This is a genomic window from Streptomyces sp. NPDC047971 (genome assembly GCF_040653355.1).
Classification (GTDB): Bacteria; Actinomycetota; Actinomycetes; order Streptomycetales; family Streptomycetaceae; genus Streptomyces.
This window is the reverse complement of sequence record NZ_JBEZNW010000010.1, coordinates 103,248-123,447: the sequence shown is the minus strand read 5'-3', so window position 1 is coordinate 123,447 and position 20,200 is coordinate 103,248. Positions and strand designations below refer to the sequence as shown.

At 70.6% G+C, this 20,200-nt stretch carries 17 protein-coding genes; 11 read left to right on the top strand and 6 right to left on the bottom strand.

Annotated elements, in window-relative coordinates; all coding sequences use genetic code 11:
- Positions 1-63: 63 nt before the first annotated feature.
- The 4 genes from metG (at position 64) to AB0D99_RS12985 (ending at position 3,695) form a co-directional block, all read left to right on the top strand.
- Positions 64-1,671: a methionine--tRNA ligase gene (gene metG / locus AB0D99_RS13000; protein WP_362359689.1), complete on the top strand. Its 1,608-nt coding sequence runs from the start codon at positions 64-66 to the stop codon at positions 1,669-1,671.
- 20 nt (positions 1,672-1,691) lie between these two features.
- Complete coding sequence (locus AB0D99_RS12995) at positions 1,692-2,171, top strand: hypothetical protein (protein WP_362359687.1); 480 nt, start codon at positions 1,692-1,694, stop codon at positions 2,169-2,171.
- Positions 2,172-2,249: 78 nt separating this feature from the next.
- On the top strand, positions 2,250-2,690 hold the full coding sequence (locus tag AB0D99_RS12990; protein WP_362359685.1) for a hypothetical protein: 441 nt from the start codon (positions 2,250-2,252) through the stop codon (positions 2,688-2,690).
- A gap of 93 nt (positions 2,691-2,783) precedes the next feature.
- Positions 2,784-3,695: an Imm50 family immunity protein gene (locus tag AB0D99_RS12985; RefSeq protein ID WP_362359683.1), complete on the top strand. Its 912-nt coding sequence runs from the start codon at positions 2,784-2,786 to the stop codon at positions 3,693-3,695.
- Between the two features lie 62 nt (positions 3,696-3,757).
- Here the strand turns inward: AB0D99_RS12985 and aspS are convergent, their stop codons facing one another.
- On the bottom strand, positions 3,758-5,575 hold the full coding sequence (gene aspS / locus AB0D99_RS12980) for an aspartate--tRNA ligase (protein WP_362359680.1): 1,818 nt from the start codon (positions 5,573-5,575) through the stop codon (positions 3,758-3,760).
- Between the two features lie 136 nt (positions 5,576-5,711).
- Between aspS and AB0D99_RS12975 the strand changes: the two genes are divergently transcribed.
- Positions 5,712-7,979 (top strand): SpoIIE family protein phosphatase, encoded by a 2,268-nt coding sequence (locus tag AB0D99_RS12975; RefSeq protein ID WP_362359678.1) that lies wholly within the window; start codon positions 5,712-5,714, stop codon positions 7,977-7,979.
- Between the two features lie 291 nt (positions 7,980-8,270).
- Positions 8,271-9,089 carry an MBL fold metallo-hydrolase gene (locus AB0D99_RS12970; RefSeq protein WP_362359676.1) on the top strand — a complete coding sequence of 273 codons (819 nt, stop codon included), beginning with the start codon at positions 8,271-8,273 and terminating at the stop codon, positions 9,087-9,089.
- A 9-nt stretch (positions 9,090-9,098) separates the two neighbouring features.
- On the opposite strand, the gene AB0D99_RS12965 is transcribed toward AB0D99_RS12970, so the two are convergent.
- The 3 genes from AB0D99_RS12965 to AB0D99_RS12955 form a co-directional block, all read right to left on the bottom strand.
- Positions 9,099-10,187, bottom strand: a complete 1,089-nt coding sequence (locus AB0D99_RS12965) for an AI-2E family transporter (RefSeq protein WP_362359674.1) — start codon at positions 10,185-10,187, stop codon at positions 9,099-9,101.
- A gap of 323 nt (positions 10,188-10,510) precedes the next feature.
- Complete coding sequence (locus AB0D99_RS12960) at positions 10,511-11,473, bottom strand: pirin family protein (RefSeq protein ID WP_362359672.1); 963 nt, start codon at positions 11,471-11,473, stop codon at positions 10,511-10,513.
- A gap of 114 nt (positions 11,474-11,587) precedes the next feature.
- Positions 11,588-12,091, bottom strand: a complete 504-nt coding sequence (locus AB0D99_RS12955) for an SseB family protein (RefSeq protein WP_362359670.1) — start codon at positions 12,089-12,091, stop codon at positions 11,588-11,590.
- A 346-nt stretch (positions 12,092-12,437) separates the two neighbouring features.
- Between AB0D99_RS12955 and AB0D99_RS12950 the strand changes: the two genes are divergently transcribed.
- The 4 genes from AB0D99_RS12950 (at position 12,438) to AB0D99_RS12935 (ending at position 16,457) form a co-directional block, all read left to right on the top strand.
- Positions 12,438-14,267 (top strand): acyl-CoA dehydrogenase, encoded by a 1,830-nt coding sequence (locus AB0D99_RS12950; RefSeq protein WP_362359668.1) that lies wholly within the window; start codon positions 12,438-12,440, stop codon positions 14,265-14,267.
- 109 nt (positions 14,268-14,376) lie between these two features.
- Complete coding sequence (locus AB0D99_RS12945) at positions 14,377-15,666, top strand: M18 family aminopeptidase (RefSeq protein WP_362359666.1); 1,290 nt, start codon at positions 14,377-14,379, stop codon at positions 15,664-15,666.
- A gap of 53 nt (positions 15,667-15,719) precedes the next feature.
- Positions 15,720-15,947 (top strand): DUF6458 family protein, encoded by a 228-nt coding sequence (locus AB0D99_RS12940; RefSeq protein ID WP_362359664.1) that lies wholly within the window; start codon positions 15,720-15,722, stop codon positions 15,945-15,947.
- 165 nt (positions 15,948-16,112) lie between these two features.
- A complete protein-coding gene (locus AB0D99_RS12935) occupies positions 16,113-16,457 on the top strand; it encodes a hypothetical protein (protein ID WP_362359662.1) in 345 nt (114 codons plus the stop codon).
- A 110-nt stretch (positions 16,458-16,567) separates the two neighbouring features.
- Here AB0D99_RS12935 and AB0D99_RS12930 read toward each other — a convergent pair whose 3' ends face one another.
- Positions 16,568-18,367 (bottom strand): NHL domain-containing thioredoxin family protein, encoded by a 1,800-nt coding sequence (locus AB0D99_RS12930; RefSeq protein ID WP_362359660.1) that lies wholly within the window; start codon positions 18,365-18,367, stop codon positions 16,568-16,570.
- Positions 18,368-18,464: 97 nt separating this feature from the next.
- Here AB0D99_RS12930 and AB0D99_RS12925 point away from each other — a divergent pair, with 97 nt between their 5' ends.
- The gene (locus AB0D99_RS12925) at positions 18,465-18,956 is read left to right on the top strand and encodes an LURP-one-related family protein (protein WP_362359658.1); all 492 of its coding nucleotides are present in this window, start codon (positions 18,465-18,467) and stop codon (positions 18,954-18,956) included.
- Between the two features lie 356 nt (positions 18,957-19,312).
- On the opposite strand, the gene AB0D99_RS12920 is transcribed toward AB0D99_RS12925, so the two are convergent.
- Positions 19,313-20,110, bottom strand: coding sequence for a carbon-nitrogen family hydrolase (locus AB0D99_RS12920; RefSeq protein WP_362359656.1), 798 nt, complete (start codon positions 20,108-20,110; stop codon positions 19,313-19,315).
- Between the last annotated feature and the right edge of the window lie 90 nt (positions 20,111-20,200).

Genomic DNA, 20,200 nt, shown 5'->3' with positions numbered 1-20,200 from the left:
GCCCGTCCCACCCCTCGGTTATCGATGTGAGTGGATCTTGAACTGCCCGTTAGGATTTCGACCATGGCGGCCACTGGATCCGAGAAGCAGGGGGCGAAGGCGTACTACGTCTCGACCCCCATCTACTACGTCAACGACGCTCCTCACCTGGGCCACGCCTACACGACCGTCGCAGGCGACGTGCTCACGCGCTGGCACCGTCAGCGCGGCGAGAAGGTGTGGTACCTCACCGGCACGGACGAGCACGGTCAGAAGATCATGCGCACGGCCGAGGCGAACAACGTCACGCCCCAGGCATGGTGCGACAAGCTCGTCGAGGAGGCGTGGAAGCCCCTCTGGGAGCACCTGAACATCGCGAACGACGACTTCATCCGCACGACGGAGAAGCGGCACACGGACCGTGTGCAGGAGTTCGTGCAGGACCTGTACGACAAGGGCGAGATCTACAAGGGCGGGTACGAAGGCCCGTACTGCGTGGGCTGCGAGGAGTACAAGCTCCCGGGCGATCTCATCGAGGCGGAGGACGGCACGAAGCTGTGCGCCGTCCACAAGAAGCCGGTGGAGATCCTCAAGGAGGAGAACTACTTCTTCAAGCTGAGCGAGTACGGCCCGAAGCTGATCGAGTTCTACGAGTCGAACCCGGGCTTCGTCCAGCCGGAGTCGGCCCGCAACGAGGTGCTGAACTTCGTCAAGCAGGGCCTTGAGGACCTCTCGATCTCGCGCTCGACGTTCGACTGGGGCGTGCCGGTCCCGTGGGACGACAAGCACGTGATCTACGTGTGGATCGACGCGCTGCTGAACTACGCGACGGCGGTCGGCTACAACGAGAACCCGGAGAAGTTCGACGAGACCTTCCCGGCCAACGTCCACCTCATCGGCAAGGACATCCTGCGCTTCCACGCGATCATCTGGCCGGCGATGCTGATGGCCCAGGGCCTGCCGGTGCCGGGCCGCGTGGCCGCGAACGGCTGGCTGATGGTCGGCGGCGAGAAGATGTCGAAGTCGAACCTGACGGGCATCAAGCCGCAGGACCTGACGTCGCACTTCGGCGTGGACGCGTACCGCTGGTACTTCCTGCGCGCGATCGCGTTCGGCCAGGACGGCTCGTTCTCCTGGGAGGACTTCACCGCCCGCTACACGAGCGAGCTGGCGAACGACTACGGCAACCTCGCCTCGCGCGTGGCGGCGATGGTCGGGAAGTACTTCGACGGCGCGCTGCCGGCCGCGACGGCCGACGGCGACGCGGAGAAGGCGGTCCACGAGGGCCTGGCGAAGGCCGTCGCGACCGCCGACCAGAAGATCGGCGAGGAGCTGGACTTCCAGGGCGGCATCCTGGCGATCTTCGACTTCGTGAAGCAGGTCAACGGCTACATCACGGAGCAGGAGCCGTGGAAGGTCGCGAAGGACGAGTCGGAGACGGGCCGCGCCCGTCTGGCGACGATCCTGTACACGGCCGCGGAGTCCCTCCGCGCCGTCGCCGTCCTGCTCAACCCGATCATGCCGGAGACCTCGCAGAAGCTCTGGGACTCGCTGGGCGCCGAGGCGTCCCTGGGCGCCCTGGCCGCGCAGCCGGTGCAGTCCTCGGGCACGTGGGGACAGCTCCCCGCGGGCACGACGGTCACGAAGGGCGCGGTGCTCTTCCCGCGCCTGGAGGAGCCGAAGAAGGACTGACCTCCTCCGCACAGTCGCACGTGGCCGCCACTCCCTCAGGGGAGCGGCGGCCACGGCCGTTTCCGGCCGGGCTCCCGGCGATTCCCGACCTGGCCGGTATCGATCCTTTGTTCGTTGCTCGTGGAAATGATCGCGTGCCCGGAATGAGCCGGAGGACGGAAAGCATGGAAACAGCCCATTACATCGAATTCCTCCGTGATCTTCTGAATCCTGAAGAATCGGTGCGCACGGAGGCGAGCGACCGCGTTCAGGACTTCGTGCATCTTCTCTCCGAATCCCAGGCCAGAGTGGTGGGCGACTTGATCGCCATGCTCGCCCCGTGCACGGACTCCCGGGTGGCCTTGGAGGCACTCCTGCACGCACTGACCGATCTCGACGGCTGCGGGAAGCTCGACGGTGTCGATCTCTCACCCCTGAAGAGCATTCCTGACTCCGCGATCCACGTGGAACACCGTGATTACATGGCGGACTTCGCCCAGCGCATTCAGAGCAGCGGGTAGAAACTCTGGACCGAGCGTGCCGCCTGACCGCTAGGAGAAGAGAATGGGCCCGGCCCGTCGTTCAAGGAGCTACGACCCATGATCACACTGACGTTCAGCGTGCGCCCCGAGCAGGGTGAGGCCGACGAGTTCGACCTCGGTGACGTCCTGTGCGAGGGAGAGCGCGGAGCGGTGGGGTCGGCGGGGCATGTTCCCGATCAGGGAATGATGATCTACCTGTCCGTGGCGGTGCTCCTCGACTCGGTCCGGCCCCTCGTCGCCCGGGAGATGACGACGGCCTCGTTCGTGGGCACCGGTTCCTCGTTCCGGCTCGACTTCCGGCGTGACGGCGACGCAGTGGTGACGGTGTCGGCGAACGGGATCCCCGTGGGGAGCTGCCGGCCCGGCGAGCTGGCCGAGGCGGTCCTGCGGCCGGCCGTGGAACTGGAACGGAACCTCCTCTCACGGCTCCCGGCCGAGAGCGGCGCGGCCCGTGACCTCACCTCCTCGCTGGAGCGATTCCGGACCGCGTCGGCGTGAGCGTCCGCGAAGACGCGAACGCCTGAAACCGTCAGGGCGCCGGGCACGTCCGTCGAGTTGCGCGGTCCGTTCCACACGGAGGAGTCTGCACCGATGTCCGCCATCCCGGTTCCGGTGAATGCCCAGGTCCTTGAGGACCTCTACGGAGCGAACCCGCCCTTGGACACCTTTCGGCTGCGCTCGCTGAACGTGGACTGGCGGGGGCCGACGATCACGCTCCGGGTGGACCTCTCCTCGTTCCCGGCCTCGGTTCCACCGGAATGGGAGGAGCACGGGGTGGACACGGTCCAGTGCCACCTGCAGTTCCTCGCGGTGGAGGAGCTGTCGCTGACGGAGTGGAACCCGCCCGTGCACCGGGCCGCCCTCGCTGTGGATCTCCAGGACGGGCGGCGGAGAATGCGGGTGCGGGTGACAGGGGCCGGGGTGGGCCTCGGGTTCACCAGCAGTGATTCCGTCCTGGTGGGGCACGTGAGCGCGTTCCGGGCCCGGGAGACGGCGACGACGACGACGATCGTCATGTGTTCTCGCGACGGATCGACGCCCTGCGCTTCCAGACCATCCCCGCCACGGAGGAGAAGACCTTCCATGGACGACTCTGACTGGACGGCACTCGTCGACTCCGCCGAGGCGATCACCGACCTCTACGCGACGCCGCCGAGCCTCGACGGCGGTGCGTGCGAGGTGTTCTACGTACAGATCGACGAGCGGGGGACGTCGGTGACGCTGGGCTTCGACACGAACGTCCTGCCCTCGCGTCCACCGGCCGCGTGGGCCGAGAAGGCGTACAACACCGTCGAGTTCCACCTGAAGTTCACGGGAGTGGAGGGCCTCCGGATAGCGGGCTGGGATGCCGGCGCCCGCCACGCGACGGTCGGACTCCGCCGTGTCGCGGGTGCCACCGGCCTCGTGGTCACCCTGGAGGGCCCGGGGTCGTTCCTCGGCTTCACGGCGTCCACGTCCGGCGTGACCCGGGTCCGCCCCTATCTCGCTTCGGCGGCGCCGTGAGCGGGTACGGCGAAGGGCCCGGAATCCCCTCGGATTCCGGGCCCTTCCGCGCGTTCCGGCGACTACCGCGCCGCGTCCGGGTGGACCGCGTCCGTGATCGGGCGGTCCGCCACGACCTTCGTCTCGACCGGCTTGCGGAGCTGGATGTTCAGCTCCTTCAGGCGGGCCTCGTCCAGTTCCGTCGGGGCGCCCATCAGGAGGTCCTGGGCGTTGCCGTTCAGCGGGAAGGCGATCGTCTCGCGGATGTTCGGCTCGTCGGCCAGGAGCATCACGATGCGGTCCACGCCCGGGGCGATGCCGCCGTGCGGCGGGGCGCCGTACTCGAAGGCGCGGAGCATGCCCGCGAACTCGTGCTCGACCGTCTCGCGCGAGTAGCCCGCGATCTCGAAGGCCTTGAACATGATCTCGGGCTCGTGGTTCCGGATCGCGCCCGAGGACAGCTCGATGCCGTTGCAGACGATGTCGTACTGCCAGCCGAGGACGTCCAGCGGGTCCTGGGTCTCCAGGGCCTCCAGGCCGCCCTGCGGCATGGAGAACGGGTTGTGCGAGAAGTCGATCTTTCCGGTCTCCTCGTCCCGCTCGTACATCGGGAAGTCCACGATCCACGCGAAGCGGAAGACGTTCTCCTCGAACCGGCCCGCGCGCTTGGCGGCCTCGACCCGGACCGGGCCCATGATCTTGGAGACCTCGTCGAACTCGCCCGCGCCGAAGAAGATCGCGTGACCGGGCTCCAGACCGAGGCGCTCGGTGAGGACCTTGACGTTCTCCTCGGTGAGGAACTTGGCGATCGGGCCGGTCAGGGCGTTGCCCTCGCCGACGCGGACCCAGGCCAGGCCCTTCGCGCCGAGGGAGACCGCGAAGTCGCCGAGCTGGTCGAAGAACTTGCGCGGCTGGTCGCCCGTGTCCGGGACGGCCAGGGCGCGGACGTGCTTGCCGGCGAAGGCCTTGAACTCCGAGTTCTCGAAGACGTCGGAGATGTCGACGAGTTCGAGGTCCGTGCGCAGGTCGGGCTTGTCGTTGCCGTACTTGAGCATCGACTCGCGGAACGGGATCCGCGGGAACGGGGAGGTGACGTGGCGTCCGCCGCCGAACTCCTCGAAGAGCTCGGTCATGAGCTTCTCGATCGGCTGGAAGACGTCCTCCTGCTCGACGAAGCTCATCTCGACGTCGAGCTGGTAGAACTCGCCCGGCGAACGGTCCGCGCGGGCGTCCTCGTCGCGGAAGCACGGCGCGATCTGGAAGTAGCGGTCGAAGCCGGAGATCATCAGCAGCTGCTTGAACTGCTGCGGCGCCTGCGGCAGCGCGTAGAACTTGCCCGGGTTCAGACGGGACGGGACGACGAAGTCGCGGGCGCCCTCGGGGGAGGTCGCGGCGAGGATCGGGGTCGCCATCTCGTTGAAGCCGAGCGCCACCATCTTGGAGCGGATGGAGGCGATGACGGCGGAGCGCAGCATGATGTTGCGGTGCATCCGCTCGCGGCGCAGGTCGAGGAAGCGGTACTCCAGGCGCCGCTCCTCGTTGACGCCGTCGTCGGCGTTGATGGTGAACGGGATCTGCTTCGCGGCACCCAGGACCTCGACCGTGGCGGCCTCGATCTCGATCTCGCCGGTGGCGAGCTCCGGGTTGACGTTCTCCGCGCCACGCGAGACGACCTTGCCGTCGACGCGGACGACGGTCTCCTTCGTCAGCTTGTCGAGGACCTCGGCCGCGGCGGTGCCGGGCCGGGCGACGAGCTGCGTGATGCCGTAGTGGTCGCGCAGATCGATGAAGAGGATGCCGCCCAGGTCGCGCCGATTGTGCAGCCAGCCGCTCAGCCGGACGTCGGTGCCGACGTCAGAGGCGCGGAGCTCGCCGCAGGTGTGGGACCTGTACCGATGCATCGTCGTTCATCCAGTCTTCTGGGATCGATGGGAAGCCTGGACATATCCAGGCCCGTCAAGGGTACCGGGCGAGCCAAGATCGACCTTCGAATACTCTCAGTGGCGACGAGCAGTCCGATATTCATAAAGTGGGGCAATGCGCACCGAGGACGTCCTGGCCGCGATCGCGACCGGCATGTGGTGCTGGGACAACGCGTCCGGGATGGTCACGCTCGACGCCGAGGCGGCCCGGCTCCTCGGGCTGCCCGCCGAACCGGTCCAGCTCACGGAAGCCGCCGTACGCTCCCGGTTTCATCCCGTCGACTGGAACGAGATCGACGGGGTCGTGAACCTCGCCGTGGCCGAGGGGACGCTCGCCGAGGCCCGCCTGCGGATCATGGACGGACACGGACGGGTCGTCCGTACCGTACGGAGCAGGTCCAAGCCGCTCGTCGTGGCCGGGGACTACCGGCTCGTCGGCACCCTCCAGGAGGTCGCCGAACCCCAGCCCGGCACCGCCGCCCGTACGCCCGTCACCGGCGATTGGCGCCGCTCGCGCGAGGCGTTCCTGCTCGACGCGGGGCGGGCGCTGGCCGAGGCCAGATCGACCGCCGAGGTCCTGCGGGTCGCCGCCTCGCTCTCCATGCCGGGCTTCTCGCCCGACGGACTCGCGGTCTTCGGCGTCGCCGGCGAGCGGCTGACGATCATCGGCCATCACGGGCACAACGCGGGCGACGAGGGCCCCTTCACCTCCATGTCGGTGGACACCGACTATCCGGCGGCCGAGGTCGTACGGACCGGGCGGGCGATCTATCTGCCGTCGCCGGACGAGTACCTGCGGCGGTTCCCGGTGACCTGGCCGCTCGCGCAACGCTTCGGACGGCAGTCGTGGGCGTACCTCCCGCTCGTCGTGGCCGGGCGCACCATGGGCGCGTGGATGGCCGCCTTCGAGCACCAGGTCGCCTTCACCCCCGACGAGCGGTCCGTGCTCACCACGGTCGCGCGGATGCTCGCCCAGGCCCTCGCCCGGGCCGGCGTCGCCGAGTCCGAGCGCGAGCTGTCGCTCGGGCTGCAGCGCACGATGATGCCGGTGCTCGGCCCGGGGATGCCGGGGCTGCACGTCGCCGCGCGGTACGTCCCCACCGGCGGCGGGCTCCAGGTCGGCGGCGACTGGTACGACATGATCCAGCTCCCCGGCGGCCGTATCGCGCTCGTGATCGGCGACGTCCAGGGCCACGACGTCCGCGCCGCCGGGCTGATGGGGCAGCTCCGGATCGCGCTGCGGGCGTACGCGTCCGAGGGCCACCGTCCGGACGCCGTCCTCTCCCGCGCCTCGCGCTTCCTTTACGGGATCACGGACGGCGACGGGGACGGGGGCGTCGCGGGCGGGGGCCGGGGCGTGGACGGGACCGTGGGGTTCGGGAACGGGGGCCTCGGGACGGGGACCGGGAGCCTGGGACTCGGCACCGGGGGTCTGGGGGTCGGGAACGGGGGCGTGGGGCTCGGTCCGACCGGCATGGGCGGGGAGGCCCCGGACGCGGCCGCGCACGACGGCGGGCCGCGCTTCGCGACCTGCCTCTACATGGAGGTCGACCCGGTCACCGGCGTCGTGGACATCGCCCGGGCCGGGCACCCCGACCCGGCGGTCCGGATGACCGACGGAACGGTCCTCCTGCGCCCCACCGCCGGCGGGCTCCCGCTCGGCATCGACCCGGACACGGACTACCCCACCACGCGGTTCACCCTGGAGCCCGGCGAGACGCTGATGATGTGCACGGACGGGCTCCTGGAGACCGGCGGGCACGACCTGGAGAGCGGCTGGGAACGCATCCGCGCGCTGCTGGAGGGCCACGACGGGGAGTCGGAGTCCCTGGAGGACCTGGCCGACAACCTCGTCGAGGCGGTCCACGGCCCCGGCTCGCACCACACCACCGGGCCGCTCGCCGACCGGCGCGAGGACGACATAGCGGTCCTGCTCCTGTCCCGCCAGGGTCCGGCCGTCCGCGAGGCACCGCGCCGCACGATGATGACGGTCGCCCAGGCGGAGCCGGAACGGATCGCGGCGGCCCGCCAGCACATGCGCCAGCTGCTGCACGACTGGGTGGACGAGGACCAGGTCGACTCGGCGGTCCTGATGGTCTCGGAGATGGTCACCAACGTCCTCATCCACACGGACGGCGACGCCCTCATCGTCGCGGAGGTGACGTGCCACGAGGCCGGCCGCCGGATGCGGGTGGAGGTCTCGGACGGGAGCGACGAGCTGCCGCACAAGCGCCACCCGGGCGAGATGGCGTCGTCGGGGCGCGGCCTGGTCCTGATGGAGATGCTCGCCCACGCGTGGGGCGTGGATCCGCAGGGCGAGGGGAAGTCGATCTGGTTCGAACTGGCCGAGCCGCCGAAGGGGGACCGCGAGGGCGCGGTGTAGGCGCCGCGAGGGCGATGTCCAGGGGGATCGCGAGGATCCGGTGCAGGGGACCGCGAGGGCGCGGCCAGGGGGAGCCGCCCCGCGCACGTACCCGCGCACGTACCGGCGCACCACCGCGCCGGGCGGTCGCGCACGTACCCGCGCACCGCCGCGCCGGGCGGTCGCGCACGTACCCGCGCACCACCGCGCCGGGCGGTCGCGCACGTACCCGCCCCACCGCCGCGCGGGGCGGGGCCCGGCGCGGGAGACTGGTGACGTACGGCCGCCGCCGGGGGGACCACGGAGCTTGTCATGGACACCCACAAGGTTGGCAGCGACACCACCGTCCTGGCCGACAGTCTCGAAATCCCGGGGATCGGCCACATCCCCGTCAACGCCTACGTCGTCACCGCCGGTGAACCCGTCGTCGTCGACACCGGCCTGTCCCTCTCCGACCGGAACTTCGTCAGCACCCTCGGTTCCGTCATGGACCCGGCCGACATCCGCTGGATCTGGCTCACCCACCCCGACCGCGATCACACCGGCGGCATCTTCGACCTTCTCGTGGCAGCGCCGAAGGCCAAGGTCATCACCACCTTCATCGGCGCCGGGATCATGACCACCGAGCGTCCGCTGCCGATGGACCGCGTCTACTTCCTCAACCCCGGCCAGTCCATCGACGTCGGCGACCGCACGCTGCATGCCTTCAAGCCGCCGCTCTTCGACAACCCCGCCACCGTGGGCTTCTACGACGAGAAGACCCGGATCTGCTTCAGCTCCGACTGCTTCGGCGGCCCGATGCCGACCGCGGAACTCGCCGAGAGCGGGCATGCGAACGACCTCAAGCCCGAGGAGCTGCGGCAGGCGCAGCTGCTGTGGGCGGCGGTGGACAGCCCGTGGGTGCACGTCGTGGACCCGGCGAAGTACCGCGCGACCATGCGGCCCCTGCTGGAGACGAACCCGGAGATCGTGCTGTCGACCCATCTGCCGCCCGCGGTGCGGATGACCGACCTGATGGTCGAGACGATCACGATGGCCCCGGACAGCGACCCCTTCGTGGGCCCGGACCAGACCGCGCTGGAGCAGATGCTGGCGTCCTTCGAGCCGGGTGGCGTCGCGGCGGCCACCTGAGGGCGAACCTCACTCGCCGGCCGGGGTCGCGGAGCCCGGAGCCCGCGGGTCCTGCGTCCCGTACCGGTTCCGCAGCTCGCCGATCACCCCGAACGCGGCCGCGGTCACCGGCACGGCCAGCAGCATGCCCAGGATCCCTGCGACGGACGCCCCGGCCGTGATGGCGAGCATGACGACGGCCGGGTGCATCTGTACGGTCCGGCTCTGGATCGCGGGCTGGAGGACGTTGCCCTCGATGACCTGGACGGCCAGCACGACTCCGAGGACCCACAGCGCGATGACGAATCCCCGGTCGGCGAGGGCGACGAGGACGGCGACCGCACCGGACAGGAACGCGCCGAGGTACGGGATGTAGGCCGTGACGAAGACCAGCGCGCCGAGCCCGACGGCGCCCGGCACGCGCAGGATCAGCAGCCCGGCGGTGATGAGGACGGCGTCGACCAGGGCCACGATGGTCGTCCCGCGCATGAAGCCCTCGACGGCCTCGAAGGCGCGGCGCCCCATGGCCTCCAGGGTGTCGCCGGTCGACCCGGGGGCGAGGGAGCGCAGGGCGCCGGCGGCCTTGTCGGAGTCCTTGAGGAAGAAGAAGATCAGCAGCAGCGCGAGGACGGCCATGGCGGCCACCTGGCCGACGACGCTCAGCCCCGAGATCACGCCGGAGGCGGCGGTCCCGCCGAACTTCTCCAGCAGCGCCTTCGCGTTCTTGGCGAGGTCGTCGATCGAGGTGCCGGCCGCGCCCAGGTGGTCGGCGATGTCGAGGGCGGCCTGCCGCAGGGAGGCGATGATCTGGTCGCCGGTCTCGATGAGCGCGACGACGACGATGTAGGTGGCGCCGCCGACGAAGGCGAGGACGGCGAGGACCGTGAGTCCGGCGGCGAGCGCCTTCCGCACCTTCATCCGCAGCAGGCGCCGGTAGAGCGGTCCGAGCAGCGCGGTGCCGAGGATCGCGAGCAGGACGGGGGTGACGGCCGTCTGGAACACCACGCACAGCCAGATCGCGACGGCGGCGACCCCCGCGACGAGCAGCACGACGACGCACCAGGCGGCGACCCGGCGGGCGACCTCGGGGAGGAGGGGGCGGGGGCTCGACGTCTGCACCCGTCCACCGGACCACGGCACCCGGCGTGTCGTCCTGCGCTACGGGACCGGACGAGTGACGCCCCGTCAGAGTCGGTACGCGTACGGATGCGGGTACGAGTTCGAGTTCGAGTTCGAGGACGGGAGCGAGTCCGGATACGGGAACGGGGCCGGATGCGGGAGCGAGTCCGGATACGGGAACGGGGCCGGATGCGGGAGCGAGTCCGGATACGGGAACGGGGCCGGACGCGGGAACGGGGCCGGACGCGCCTCGCCCGACCCCGTGCCGACCGACCCGTGCCGACCGACCCCGCTCCGACCGACCCCGCTCCGGCCGGGCTTCGCTACTCGCCCATCCCGTGGACCGCCGGGATCGTGCCGAGGCGGCCCGCCTGGAAGTCCTCGAACGCCTGGCGCAGCTCGGCCTGGGTGTTCATCACGAACGGGCCGTAGTGGGCCATCGGTTCGCGGATCGGCTGTCCGCCGAGGACGACGACCTCCAGGTCGGGCGTGTGCCCGTCCTGCTTCTCGTCGGCCCGGACGGTCAGCGCGCCGCCCTTGCCGAAGACGGCGGTCTGGCCCATGTGGACGGGCCGGCGCTCCGCGCCCGCGGAGCCGCGTCCGGCCAGGACGTACACGAGCCCGTTGAAGTCCTCGCGCCACGGCAGGGTCACCTCGGCGCCCGGCCGGATCGTCGCGTGGATCATCGTGATCGGGGTGTGCGTGATGCCCGGGCCCGCGTGTCCGTCGAGGTCGCCGGCGATCACGCGGATCAGCGCGCCGCCGTCGGGGGAGGTCAGCAGCTGCACCTGACCGCCGCGGATGTCCTGGTAGCGCGGGGCCATCATCTTGTCGGAGGCCGGAAGGTTCACCCACAGCTGGAGCCCGTGGAAGAGGCCGCCGCTCACGACGAGCGACTCCGGCGGAGCCTCGATGTGGAGCAGTCCGGAGCCGGCGGTCATCCACTGGGTGTCGCCGTTGGTGATGGTGCCGCCACCGCCGTTGGAGTCCTGGTGGTCGAAGGTGCCGTCGATGATGTAGGTGACGGTCTCGAAGCCGCGGTGGGGGTGCCACGGGGTGCCCTTGGGCTCTCCGGGGGCGTACTCCACCTCCCCCATCTGATCCATCATGATGAACGGGTCGAGGTACTGGTAGTTGATCCCGGCGAACGCGCGGCGCACCGGGAAACCCTCGCCCTCGAATCCGGACGGGGCCGTGGTCACGGCGAGCACGGGGCGGCTGACGGCGTCGGCCGGGGCGGCGACGCGCGGCAGGGTGAGCGGGTTCTCGACAGTCACTGCGGGCATGGCGGGACCTCCTTGTGCGACCAGTTTAGTTGAACAATGAACTTCCTGCCACCCGGAACACGGAACGCCCGGGAGGAATTCCTCCCGGGCGCTCTCCCACGTCTCCAGCGTGCGTCAGCCGTACATCCGCCGCATCGCGAAGTCGACCATCTGCTCCACGGCCTTCGCGTCGAAGACCATCCGGTGGTCGCCCTCCATGTCGAGGACGAAGCCGTAGCCGGTCGGGAGCAGGTCGATCACCTCGGCGCCGGTGATCACGAAGTACTTCGACTCCTTGCCCGCGTACCGGCGCAGCTCCTTCAGCGAGGTGAACATCGGGATGACCGGCTGCTGGGTGTTGTGCAGGGCGAGGAAGCCGGGGTTGTCCCCCCGCGGGCAGTAGACCTTCGAGGTCGCGAAGATCTGCTGGAAGTCCTCGGCGGCGAGGGAGCCCGTCGTGAAGGCCCGTACGGCGTCGGCGAGCGACGGCGGCGACGGCTCCGGATACAGGGGAGGCTGCTGCCCGTACCCACCCTGCATGCCACCCGGCATGCCGCCCTGCGCACCACCCGACATCGGCTGCTGCGGCGGCGGGGCGTACTGCTGCTGGGCGCCCTGGTTCTGGTCGTAGCCGTACATGGCCCCCAGCCTAGCGAGCGGGCGGGGGCGCGCAGAGCGGATCCGGTCGGCGAGACGGAGCGCACACCCCGGCCGCCGGCCCCATCCCTCTCCGGGCGGCCGCGGCGGCGCCTCCACCCGTTCGCACCGGCGGGGACCCGCACCCCTGACCGGGGAAGGGCGACAGGCCCGCGGCACATGCCCGAGGCCCCTTTTTCTGCGGCTCGTGTCACAGATGGCCGGAAAGGGGTTGCTCTTATTACCGGTGGGTAGCATCATCGTAGAGAAGCGTGGGCTACTCACCGGTAGTACGAGCACGCACGCATACCAGGACATCCGCCTCCCCGATCCTTACGGAGCCGTCACCATGGGGCACTACAAGTCGAATCTCCGCGACATCGAGTTCAACCTCTTCGAGGTGCTCGGGCGCGACAAGGTGTACGGCACCGGTCCGTTCGAGGAGATGGACGTCGAGACCGCCAAGAGCGTCCTGGAGGAGCTGACCCGCCTCTCCGAGAACGAGCTGGCCGAGTCCTTCGCCGACGCCGACCGCAACCCGCCGGTCTTCGACCCCGAGACGAACACCGCCCCGGTCCCCGCCAGCTTCAAGAAGTCCTACAAGGCCTTCATGGACTCCGAGTACTGGCGCCTCGGCCTGCCCGAGGAGATCGGCGGCACCACCTCCCCGCGCTCCCTGATCTGGGCCTACGCGGAGCTGATCCTCGGCGCGAACCCCGCCGTGTGGATGTACTCCTCCGGCCCGGCCTTCGCCGGCATCCTCTTCAACGAGGGCAACGAGGCGCAGAAGAAGGTCGCGCAGATCGCCGTCGAGCGCCAGTGGGGCTCCACCATGGTCCTCACCGAGCCGGACGCCGGTTCGGACGTCGGCGCCGGCCGCACCAAGGCGATCCAGCAGGAGGACGGCTCCTGGCACATCGAGGGCGTGAAGCGCTTCATCACCTCCGGTGAGCACGACATGGAGGAGAACATCCTCCACTACGTCCTCGCCCGCCCCGAGGGTGCCGGCCCCGGCACCAAGGGCCTCTCCCTCTTCCTCGTGCCGAAGTACCACTTCGACTGGGAGACCGGCGAGCTGGGCGAGCGCAACGGCGTCTACGCCACCAACGTCGAGCACAAGATGGGCCTCAAGGCCTCGAACACCTGCGAGATGACCTTCGGCGACCAGCACCCCGCCAAGGGCTGGCTGATCGGCGACAAGCACGACGGCATCCGCCAGATGTTCCTCATCATCGAGTTCGCCCGCATGATGGTCGGCACGAAGGCGATCTCCACCCTCTCCACGGGCTACCTCAACGCCCTGGAGTACGCCAAGGAGCGCGTCCAGGGCACCGACCTGGCGAACTTCATGGACAAGGCGGCGCCCAAGGTCACCATCACGCACCACCCCGACGTCCGCCGCTCGCTCATGACGCAGAAGGCGTACGCCGAGGGCATGCGCTCCCTCGTCCTCTACACGGCCGCCGTCCAGGACGCGATCCAGCTCAAGGAGGCCGCCGGCGAGGACGCGAAGGCCGAGATCGGCCTGAACGACCTGCTGCTGCCGATCGTGAAGGGCTACGGCTCCGAGAAGGGCTACGAGCAGCTCGCCCAGTCGCTCCAGACCTTCGGCGGCTCCGGCTTCCTGCAGGAGTACCCGATCGAGCAGTACATCCGGGACGCCAAGATCGACACCCTCTACGAGGGCACCACGGCCATCCAGGGCCAGGACTTCTTCTTCCGCAAGATCGTCCGCGACCAGGGCGCGTCCCTGAACGCGCTCGCCGAGGAGATCAAGAAGTTCCTCGCGGTCGGCACCGGCGGCGAGGAGCTGGCCGGCGCCCGCGACGCGCTCGCCAAGGCGGCCGTGGACCTGGAGGGCATCGTCGGCACGATGCTCACCGACCTCACCGCCACCGGCGAGGACGTCAAGAACATCTACAAGGTCGGGCTCAACACCACCCGCCTGCTGATGGCCTCCGGTGACGTCGTCGTCGGCTACCTGCTCCTCAAGGGCGCGGCCGTCGCCGCCGAGAAGCTGGCCGCCGGCGCCTCCGCCAAGGACCAGTCCTTCTACACCGGCAAGATCGCGGCCGCGAAGTTCTTCGCCGCCAACGTCCTGCCGGGCGTCGGCGCCGAGCGCGCCCTCGCCGAGGCCGTCGACGGCTCGCTGATGGACCTGGACGAGGCCGCGTTCTAGTACGCGCCCCCGTCCACTGACGAACGGCTCGCTCCCGGGGAGGGGAGTGGGCCGTTCCGTCTTTCGGGGCGGCGTTCCCGCATACCGACGCGGTCGTAAGGTGAACCCCATGACGAGCTCCGCCCGCTTCGACCGCGGCCACACCGACGACCTCATGACCTTCCTGGCGGCGTCCCCGTCGCCGTACCACGCCGTGGCGAACGCCGCCGAGCGACTCGAGAAGGCAGGCTTCCGGCAGGTCCAGGAGACCGCGGCCTGGGACGCCTCCGCAGGCGGGAAGTACGTGATCCGCGGCGGCGCGCTCATCGCCTGGTACGTGCCCGAGGGCGCCGAGGCCCACACCCCGTACCGGATCGTCGGCGCCCACACCGACTCCCCCAACCTGCGGGTCAAGCCGCAGCCCGACATGGGTGCCCAGGGCTGGCGCCAGGTGGCCGTCGAGACGTACGGCGGGACGCTGCTCAACACCTGGCTCGACCGCGACCTCGGCCTGGCCGGCCGTCTCACCCTCCGCGACGGCAGCCACCACCTCGTGAACGTGGACCGCGCCGTGCTGCGCGTCCCGCAGCTCGCCATCCACCTCGACCGCCAGGTCAACGACGGCCTGAAGCTCGACCGGCAGCGCCACATGCAGCCCATCTGGGGCCTCGGCGAGGTCCACGAGGGCGACCTGATCTCCTTCGTGGCCCAGGAAGCCGGAGTCGACGCCGAGGACGTGGCCGGCTGGGACCTGATGGTCCACTCCGTCGAAGCGCCGTCCTACCTCGGCCGCGACCGCGAACTCGTCGCCGGCCCCCGCATGGACAACCTGATCTCCGTCCACGCGGGCGTGGCCGCGCTCGCCGCCGCCTCCACGCACCCCGACCTCGCGTACATCCCGGTCCTCGCCGCCTTCGACCACGAGGAGAACGGCTCCGAGTCCGACACCGGCGCACAGGGCCCGCTGCTGGGCTCGGTCCTCGAACGCTCCGTCTTCGCGCGCGGCGGCGCCTACGAGGACAAGGCCCGCGCCTTCGCCGGCACGGTCTGCCTCTCCTCCGACACCGGCCACGCCGTCCACCCCAACTACGCCGAGCGCCACGACCCGACGCACCACCCGCGCGCCAACGGCGGCCCGATCCTCAAGGTGAACGTCAACCAGCGCTACGCCACCGACGGCAGCGGCCGCGCCGTGTTCGCGGCGGCCTGCGAGAAGGCCGGCGTGCCGTGGCAGTCGTTCGTGTCCAACAACGAGATGCCGTGCGGCACGACGATCGGCCCCATCACCGCCGCCCGCCACGGCATCACGACCGTCGACATCGGCGTCGCGATCCTCTCCATGCACAGCGCCCGCGAACTGTGCGGCGCGAAGGACCCGTACCTGCTCGCGAACGCACTCCTGGCGTTCCTGGAGGGATAGTCGCCCAAGACCCGGGTACGCGATCCTGACCACCCCACTAGGAGGCGGGATTCATGGGCCTGGGCGGCTGCATCATCCTCATAACCGTGGGCGCGATCCTCACGTTCGCCACGGACTGGGAACTCGACGGAATCAACCTCGACCTGGTCGGACTGATCATGATGGCGGTCGGTCTCATCGGCCTGGCCACGTTCACCAGCATCGCCCGGCGCCGGCGGGTCGTCGTACCACCGACGGCTCCCACGGTCGTGGACGAGAGCCGGCGCGACGGCGGCTACTGACCGCACCCGCCCGGCCGGGGCGTACGGCGACGCCGGGGCCGAGGCCGGCGGCATCGGGGCGTACGGCTGCGGCGTCGGGGCACATGGCACCGGCATCGGGGCGCATGGCTACGGCGTCGGGCGACGAAACATCCGGGAAAGGCCGCTGCTGACACCGTCGGCCTCATGGATCGTCATGAGGGCCCTCCCCGGGGGAAGTTCATCGCCGGTCTCGCCACGGCCGTGCTGATCGGCACGACCGTGGCGGGTTACGGCATCGCCAGGTACGACGAACACCCGCCCTGGGGCCGGGACATCGCCTACGAGGGCGGCTATCTCCAGGCCGTGCGGATCCGCAAGGCCGACATCGACGGGGAACGGACCCGAGCCCTCCTCACCGGCGAGTGCGCCGCGATGGAGCGCTGGGGAATGGGCGGCGACCGCGCCGTCCACGACCCCGCGGCATGGGTGCGGGGCTGCCTGGACGGGGCGGCCGGGCACCCTTCCAGGAACCAGGGGTTCGTGCGCTAGGGGTGTCCGGCCCCGTGCGCCGGACACCACCGGGTCCACCGCGCCGAAGCGGCGGCCGGAGGGCGGCCGCCGTCCACGCCGCGAGCCCGGCGCCATCCGGAAGGGACGGCCTAGGCGTCCATCCCGGCCAGGATGAGCGGAAGGCGCCGGACGCCCTCCGCCGTCACCTTCACGGGCACGCCCCAGTCCTGCTGGTGCACATGGCAGGCCGGGTACTCGTTGGCCGGGTCGTCGTCGCAGGACGCCGCCATCGCCGACACGTGCAGCACGCCCTCCGTGACCTCCGGGTCGAGGTCCAGCTCCCGGAAGAGGTCCGTACCGGTGCCCCCGCCGGCGAGCAGCAGCTCGGGCGGGGTCGAGGAGACGAGGAGCCGGGTGGAGGGGCCGTAGCGCTCGTCCAGCTTCTGCCCGGTCGGCGCCTGGAAGACGACGTCGAGCCGGAGCCGGCCGGGCGCCACCTCGGTGGCCTCGCGCTGCGTCCGGTGGGCGACGGCCTCGACCTGGACGGCCTCCTCGGGCAACCGCAGCCGCGTCAGCCGGTGCCGCGCGGACTCGACGACGACGATCTCGTCCCCGACGAGCACGGCGTCACTCGGCTCGCGCAGATCCGTCGCGAGGGTCGTCACCTCGCCCGACGCCGGGTCGAAGCGGCGCAGGGCGTGGTTGTACGTGTCGCTGACGGCGACGGACCCGTCGGGCAGGGCGGTCACGCCCAACGGGTGCTGCAGCAGCGCCTGGCCGGCGGCGCCGTCGCGGTGGCCGAAGTCGAAGAGGCCGGTGCCGACGGCGGTGTGGACGACGCCGTCGACGTCGATCCAGCGCAGAGCGCTGGTCTCGGAGTCGGCGATCCACAGCCGGTCCTCGGTGGCGGCGAGCCCGGAGGGCTGCGCGAACCACGCCTCGGCGGCCGGCCCGTCGACGAGCCCCTCGTTGGTCGTACCGGCGGCGACCCCGACGGTCCGCGTGGCCGGGTCGTAGGTCCACAGCTGGTGGACACCGGCCATGGCGATCCAGACCTTCCCCTGCCACCAGGCGACGTCCCACGGCGAGGAGAGGTCGACCTCCAGGGCGGGCCCCGAGGTGGGCGACCCCTGCCACCACTGCTTCCCGGTGCCGGCGAGCAGCTCGATCGTGCCGCTCACGGGGTCGAAGGCGCGCAGCGCGTGGTTCACGGTGTCGGCGACGACGACCCTGCCGTCGGGGAGGACGGCGAGTCCCTGCGGCTCACGGAACTCCCCGTCCCCGATCCGCCGCACCACGGTCTCCCCGTCGGGCGCCAGCTCGACGAGCTGGTGGCGGGTGGTGTCGGAGACCAGGAAGTTCCCGGAGGGCAGCAGGACGGCCTTGCCGGGGAAGCGCAGATCGGTCGCGACGGGCTCCGGCGGCACGTACGGACCGTCCCCGCGCCGCAGCGTCCCCTTGGCCTCGTGCTCGGCCTCCAGCTCCTCGACGAGCGTCCGGATCGCGTTGGCGTGCCCCTCACCCGCGTGCTGGGCGACGACGTACCCCTCGGGGTCGATGACGACGAGCGTCGGCCAGGCGCGTACGGCGTACTGCTTCCAGGTCGCGAGCTCGGGGTCGTCGAGGACGGGGTGGTGCACCTCGTACCGCTCGACGGCGTCGACGACGGCCTGGTGCTCGGCCTCGTGGACGAACTTGGGGGAGTGGACGCCGATGATCACGAGCGTGTCGCGGTGCTTCTCCTCGAGCTCACGGAGCTCGTCGAGGACGTGCAGGCAGTTGATGCAGCAGAACGTCCAGAAATCCAGGATCACTACGCGACCCCGGAGGTCGGCGAGGGTCAGTTCCTTCCCGCCGGTGTTGATCCATCCGCCCTTGCCGATCAGCTCAGGGGCACGGACACGGGCACGGCGGGGCGCGGGGGTGGGCGCCGGGGCGGCATCGTTCATGGTTCAAGCTTGCCATCCGGGTGTGAAGACCGGATGACACGCTCACGCCTGTCCCGCCCCTGCGTGAACCGGGGGCCGACAGGGAAGCCGTGATGTCATGAAATACCTCGTACGGGACAAAATCTTCGCCATCGGCGACGACTACTGGATCGAGGACGAGAGCGGGCGGCATGCCTTCCTCGTCGACGGCAAGGCCCTCCGGCTGCGCGACACCCTGGAGCTGAAGGACCCGCTCGGGCAGGTCCTGGTCACCCTGCGGCAGAAGATGTTCAGCCTGCGGGACGCGATGACGATCGAGCGGGACGAGCGCCCGCTCGCGACGATCCGCAGGAAGCGGCTCTCGCTGCTCCGCAACCACTTCCGGGTCACGCTGGTCGAGGGCACCGAGCTCGACGTCAGCGGCAGGATCCTGGACCGGGAGTTCACCGTCGAGTACGACGGTGAACTCCTCGCCCACATCTCCCGGCAGTGGTTCCGGGTCCGGGACACCTACGCCGTGAACGTCGTCCGCGAGGACGCCGACGTGGCGCTGCTGATCGCGGTCGCGGTGTGCGTGATCCGGATGGCGGAGCGGGAGCGGGAGGACTGACCCGCCCGCTGGGTCACGCACGGCGGGTCGGTCAGGCGCGGCGGACCAGTCACACGGCGGGGCGGTCAGGCGAGGCAGGCCCGGTCACGCACGGCGGGTCCGTCAGGCGAGACAGACCCGGTCACGCACGGCGGGTCCGTCGGGCGAGACAGACCCGGTCACGCACGGCGGGTCCGTCGGGCGAGGCAGACCCGGTCACGCACGGCGGGTCCGTCGGGCGAGACAGACCCGGTCACGCACGGCGGGTCCGTCGGGCCGGTCCGGGCCGGGCGACGGATCCGGACCTGTCAGGCCGGGTCCCGTCCCGTCGGCGGGGCCGGTCAGCGGGGCCCCTCCGGTCGGTACGGCCGGCCGCGTCAGGCCCGCGCCGGCTTCGCCACTCCCAGCACCCGGTCCTTCAGCGCCGGGAACTGTTCCCGTGTCTCCGTCACCTTCGCCGGGTCGAGCTCCACCCGCAGCGTCTCCTCGCCCGGCCCCGCCTCCGCGAGGACCTCGCCCCACGGGTCCACCACGATCGAGTGCCCGGCCTGCTCCACGCCCGCGTGGGTGCCCGCCGTGCCGCAGGCCAGCATGTACGCCTGGTTCTCCACCGCCCGCGCCTGCGCGAGCAGCGTCCAGTGGGCGCGGCGGCGGGCCGGCCAGCCCGCCGGGACGACGAAGGCCCGCGCGCCGGCGTCCACCAGGCCGCGGAACAGCTCCGGGAAGCGGAGGTCGTAGCACGTGCCCACGCCCACCGTCAGTTCCGGCAGCGCGACCGTCACCAGTTCGTCCCCCGCCGCCATCATCACGGCCTCGCCCTTGTCGAAGCCGAAACGGTGGATCTTGCGATAGCTCGCGGCGAGCTCACCCTCCGGGGTGAAGACGAGCGACGTGTTGAAGAGCGCCCCTCCGGCCGCCTCCACGATCGATCCCGCGTGCAGCCAGACCGACGCGTCCCGCGCCGCCGCCGCCATCGCCCGGTAGGTCGGACCGTTCAGCGGCTCGGACTCCGCCGCGAAGGACTCGTAGGCGAACGCCCCCATCGGCCACAGCTCCGGCAGGACGACGAGGTCCGCGGCCCCGCGCTCCTGCCGTACGAGACCGGCCACTCTCGCCCGGCGAGATTCGACCGTTTCCTCCGGGTCTACTGCGATCTGGATCAGCGAGGCGCGCACACTACCACCGTCCTGGCATTCGAGCCGTCAACACGGGCCTACGATCGTCACACGAAAGCACTGCCGGGGTGCCTTCGGGCAGCGTAACTT

Bases quoted from the DNA above. Each gene is read 5' to 3' on its own strand.
- aspS (WP_362359680.1), bottom strand. From the start codon at position 5,575: ATGCATCGGTACAGGTCCCACACCTGCGGCGAGCTCCGCGCCTCTGAC.
- AB0D99_RS12930 (WP_362359660.1), bottom strand. From the start codon at position 18,367: ATGAACGATGCCGCCCCGGCGCCCACCCCCGCGCCCCGCCGTGCCCGT.
- AB0D99_RS12925 (WP_362359658.1), top strand. From the start codon at position 18,465: ATGAAATACCTCGTACGGGACAAAATCTTCGCCATCGGCGACGACTAC.
- AB0D99_RS12935 (WP_362359662.1), top strand. From the start codon at position 16,113: ATGGATCGTCATGAGGGCCCTCCCCGGGGGAAGTTCATCGCCGGTCTC.
- AB0D99_RS12985 (WP_362359683.1), top strand. From the start codon at position 2,784: ATGTCCGCCATCCCGGTTCCGGTGAATGCCCAGGTCCTTGAGGACCTC.
- AB0D99_RS12945 (WP_362359666.1), top strand. From the start codon at position 14,377: ATGACGAGCTCCGCCCGCTTCGACCGCGGCCACACCGACGACCTCATG.
- AB0D99_RS12940 (WP_362359664.1), top strand. From the start codon at position 15,720: ATGGGCCTGGGCGGCTGCATCATCCTCATAACCGTGGGCGCGATCCTC.
- AB0D99_RS12975 (WP_362359678.1), top strand. From the start codon at position 5,712: ATGCGCACCGAGGACGTCCTGGCCGCGATCGCGACCGGCATGTGGTGC.
- AB0D99_RS12970 (WP_362359676.1), top strand. From the start codon at position 8,271: ATGGACACCCACAAGGTTGGCAGCGACACCACCGTCCTGGCCGACAGT.
- AB0D99_RS12960 (WP_362359672.1), bottom strand. From the start codon at position 11,473: ATGCCCGCAGTGACTGTCGAGAACCCGCTCACCCTGCCGCGCGTCGCC.
- AB0D99_RS12950 (WP_362359668.1), top strand. From the start codon at position 12,438: ATGGGGCACTACAAGTCGAATCTCCGCGACATCGAGTTCAACCTCTTC.
- AB0D99_RS12955 (WP_362359670.1), bottom strand. From the start codon at position 12,091: ATGTACGGCTACGACCAGAACCAGGGCGCCCAGCAGCAGTACGCCCCG.
- AB0D99_RS12990 (WP_362359685.1), top strand. From the start codon at position 2,250: ATGATCACACTGACGTTCAGCGTGCGCCCCGAGCAGGGTGAGGCCGAC.
- metG (WP_362359689.1), top strand. From the start codon at position 64: ATGGCGGCCACTGGATCCGAGAAGCAGGGGGCGAAGGCGTACTACGTC.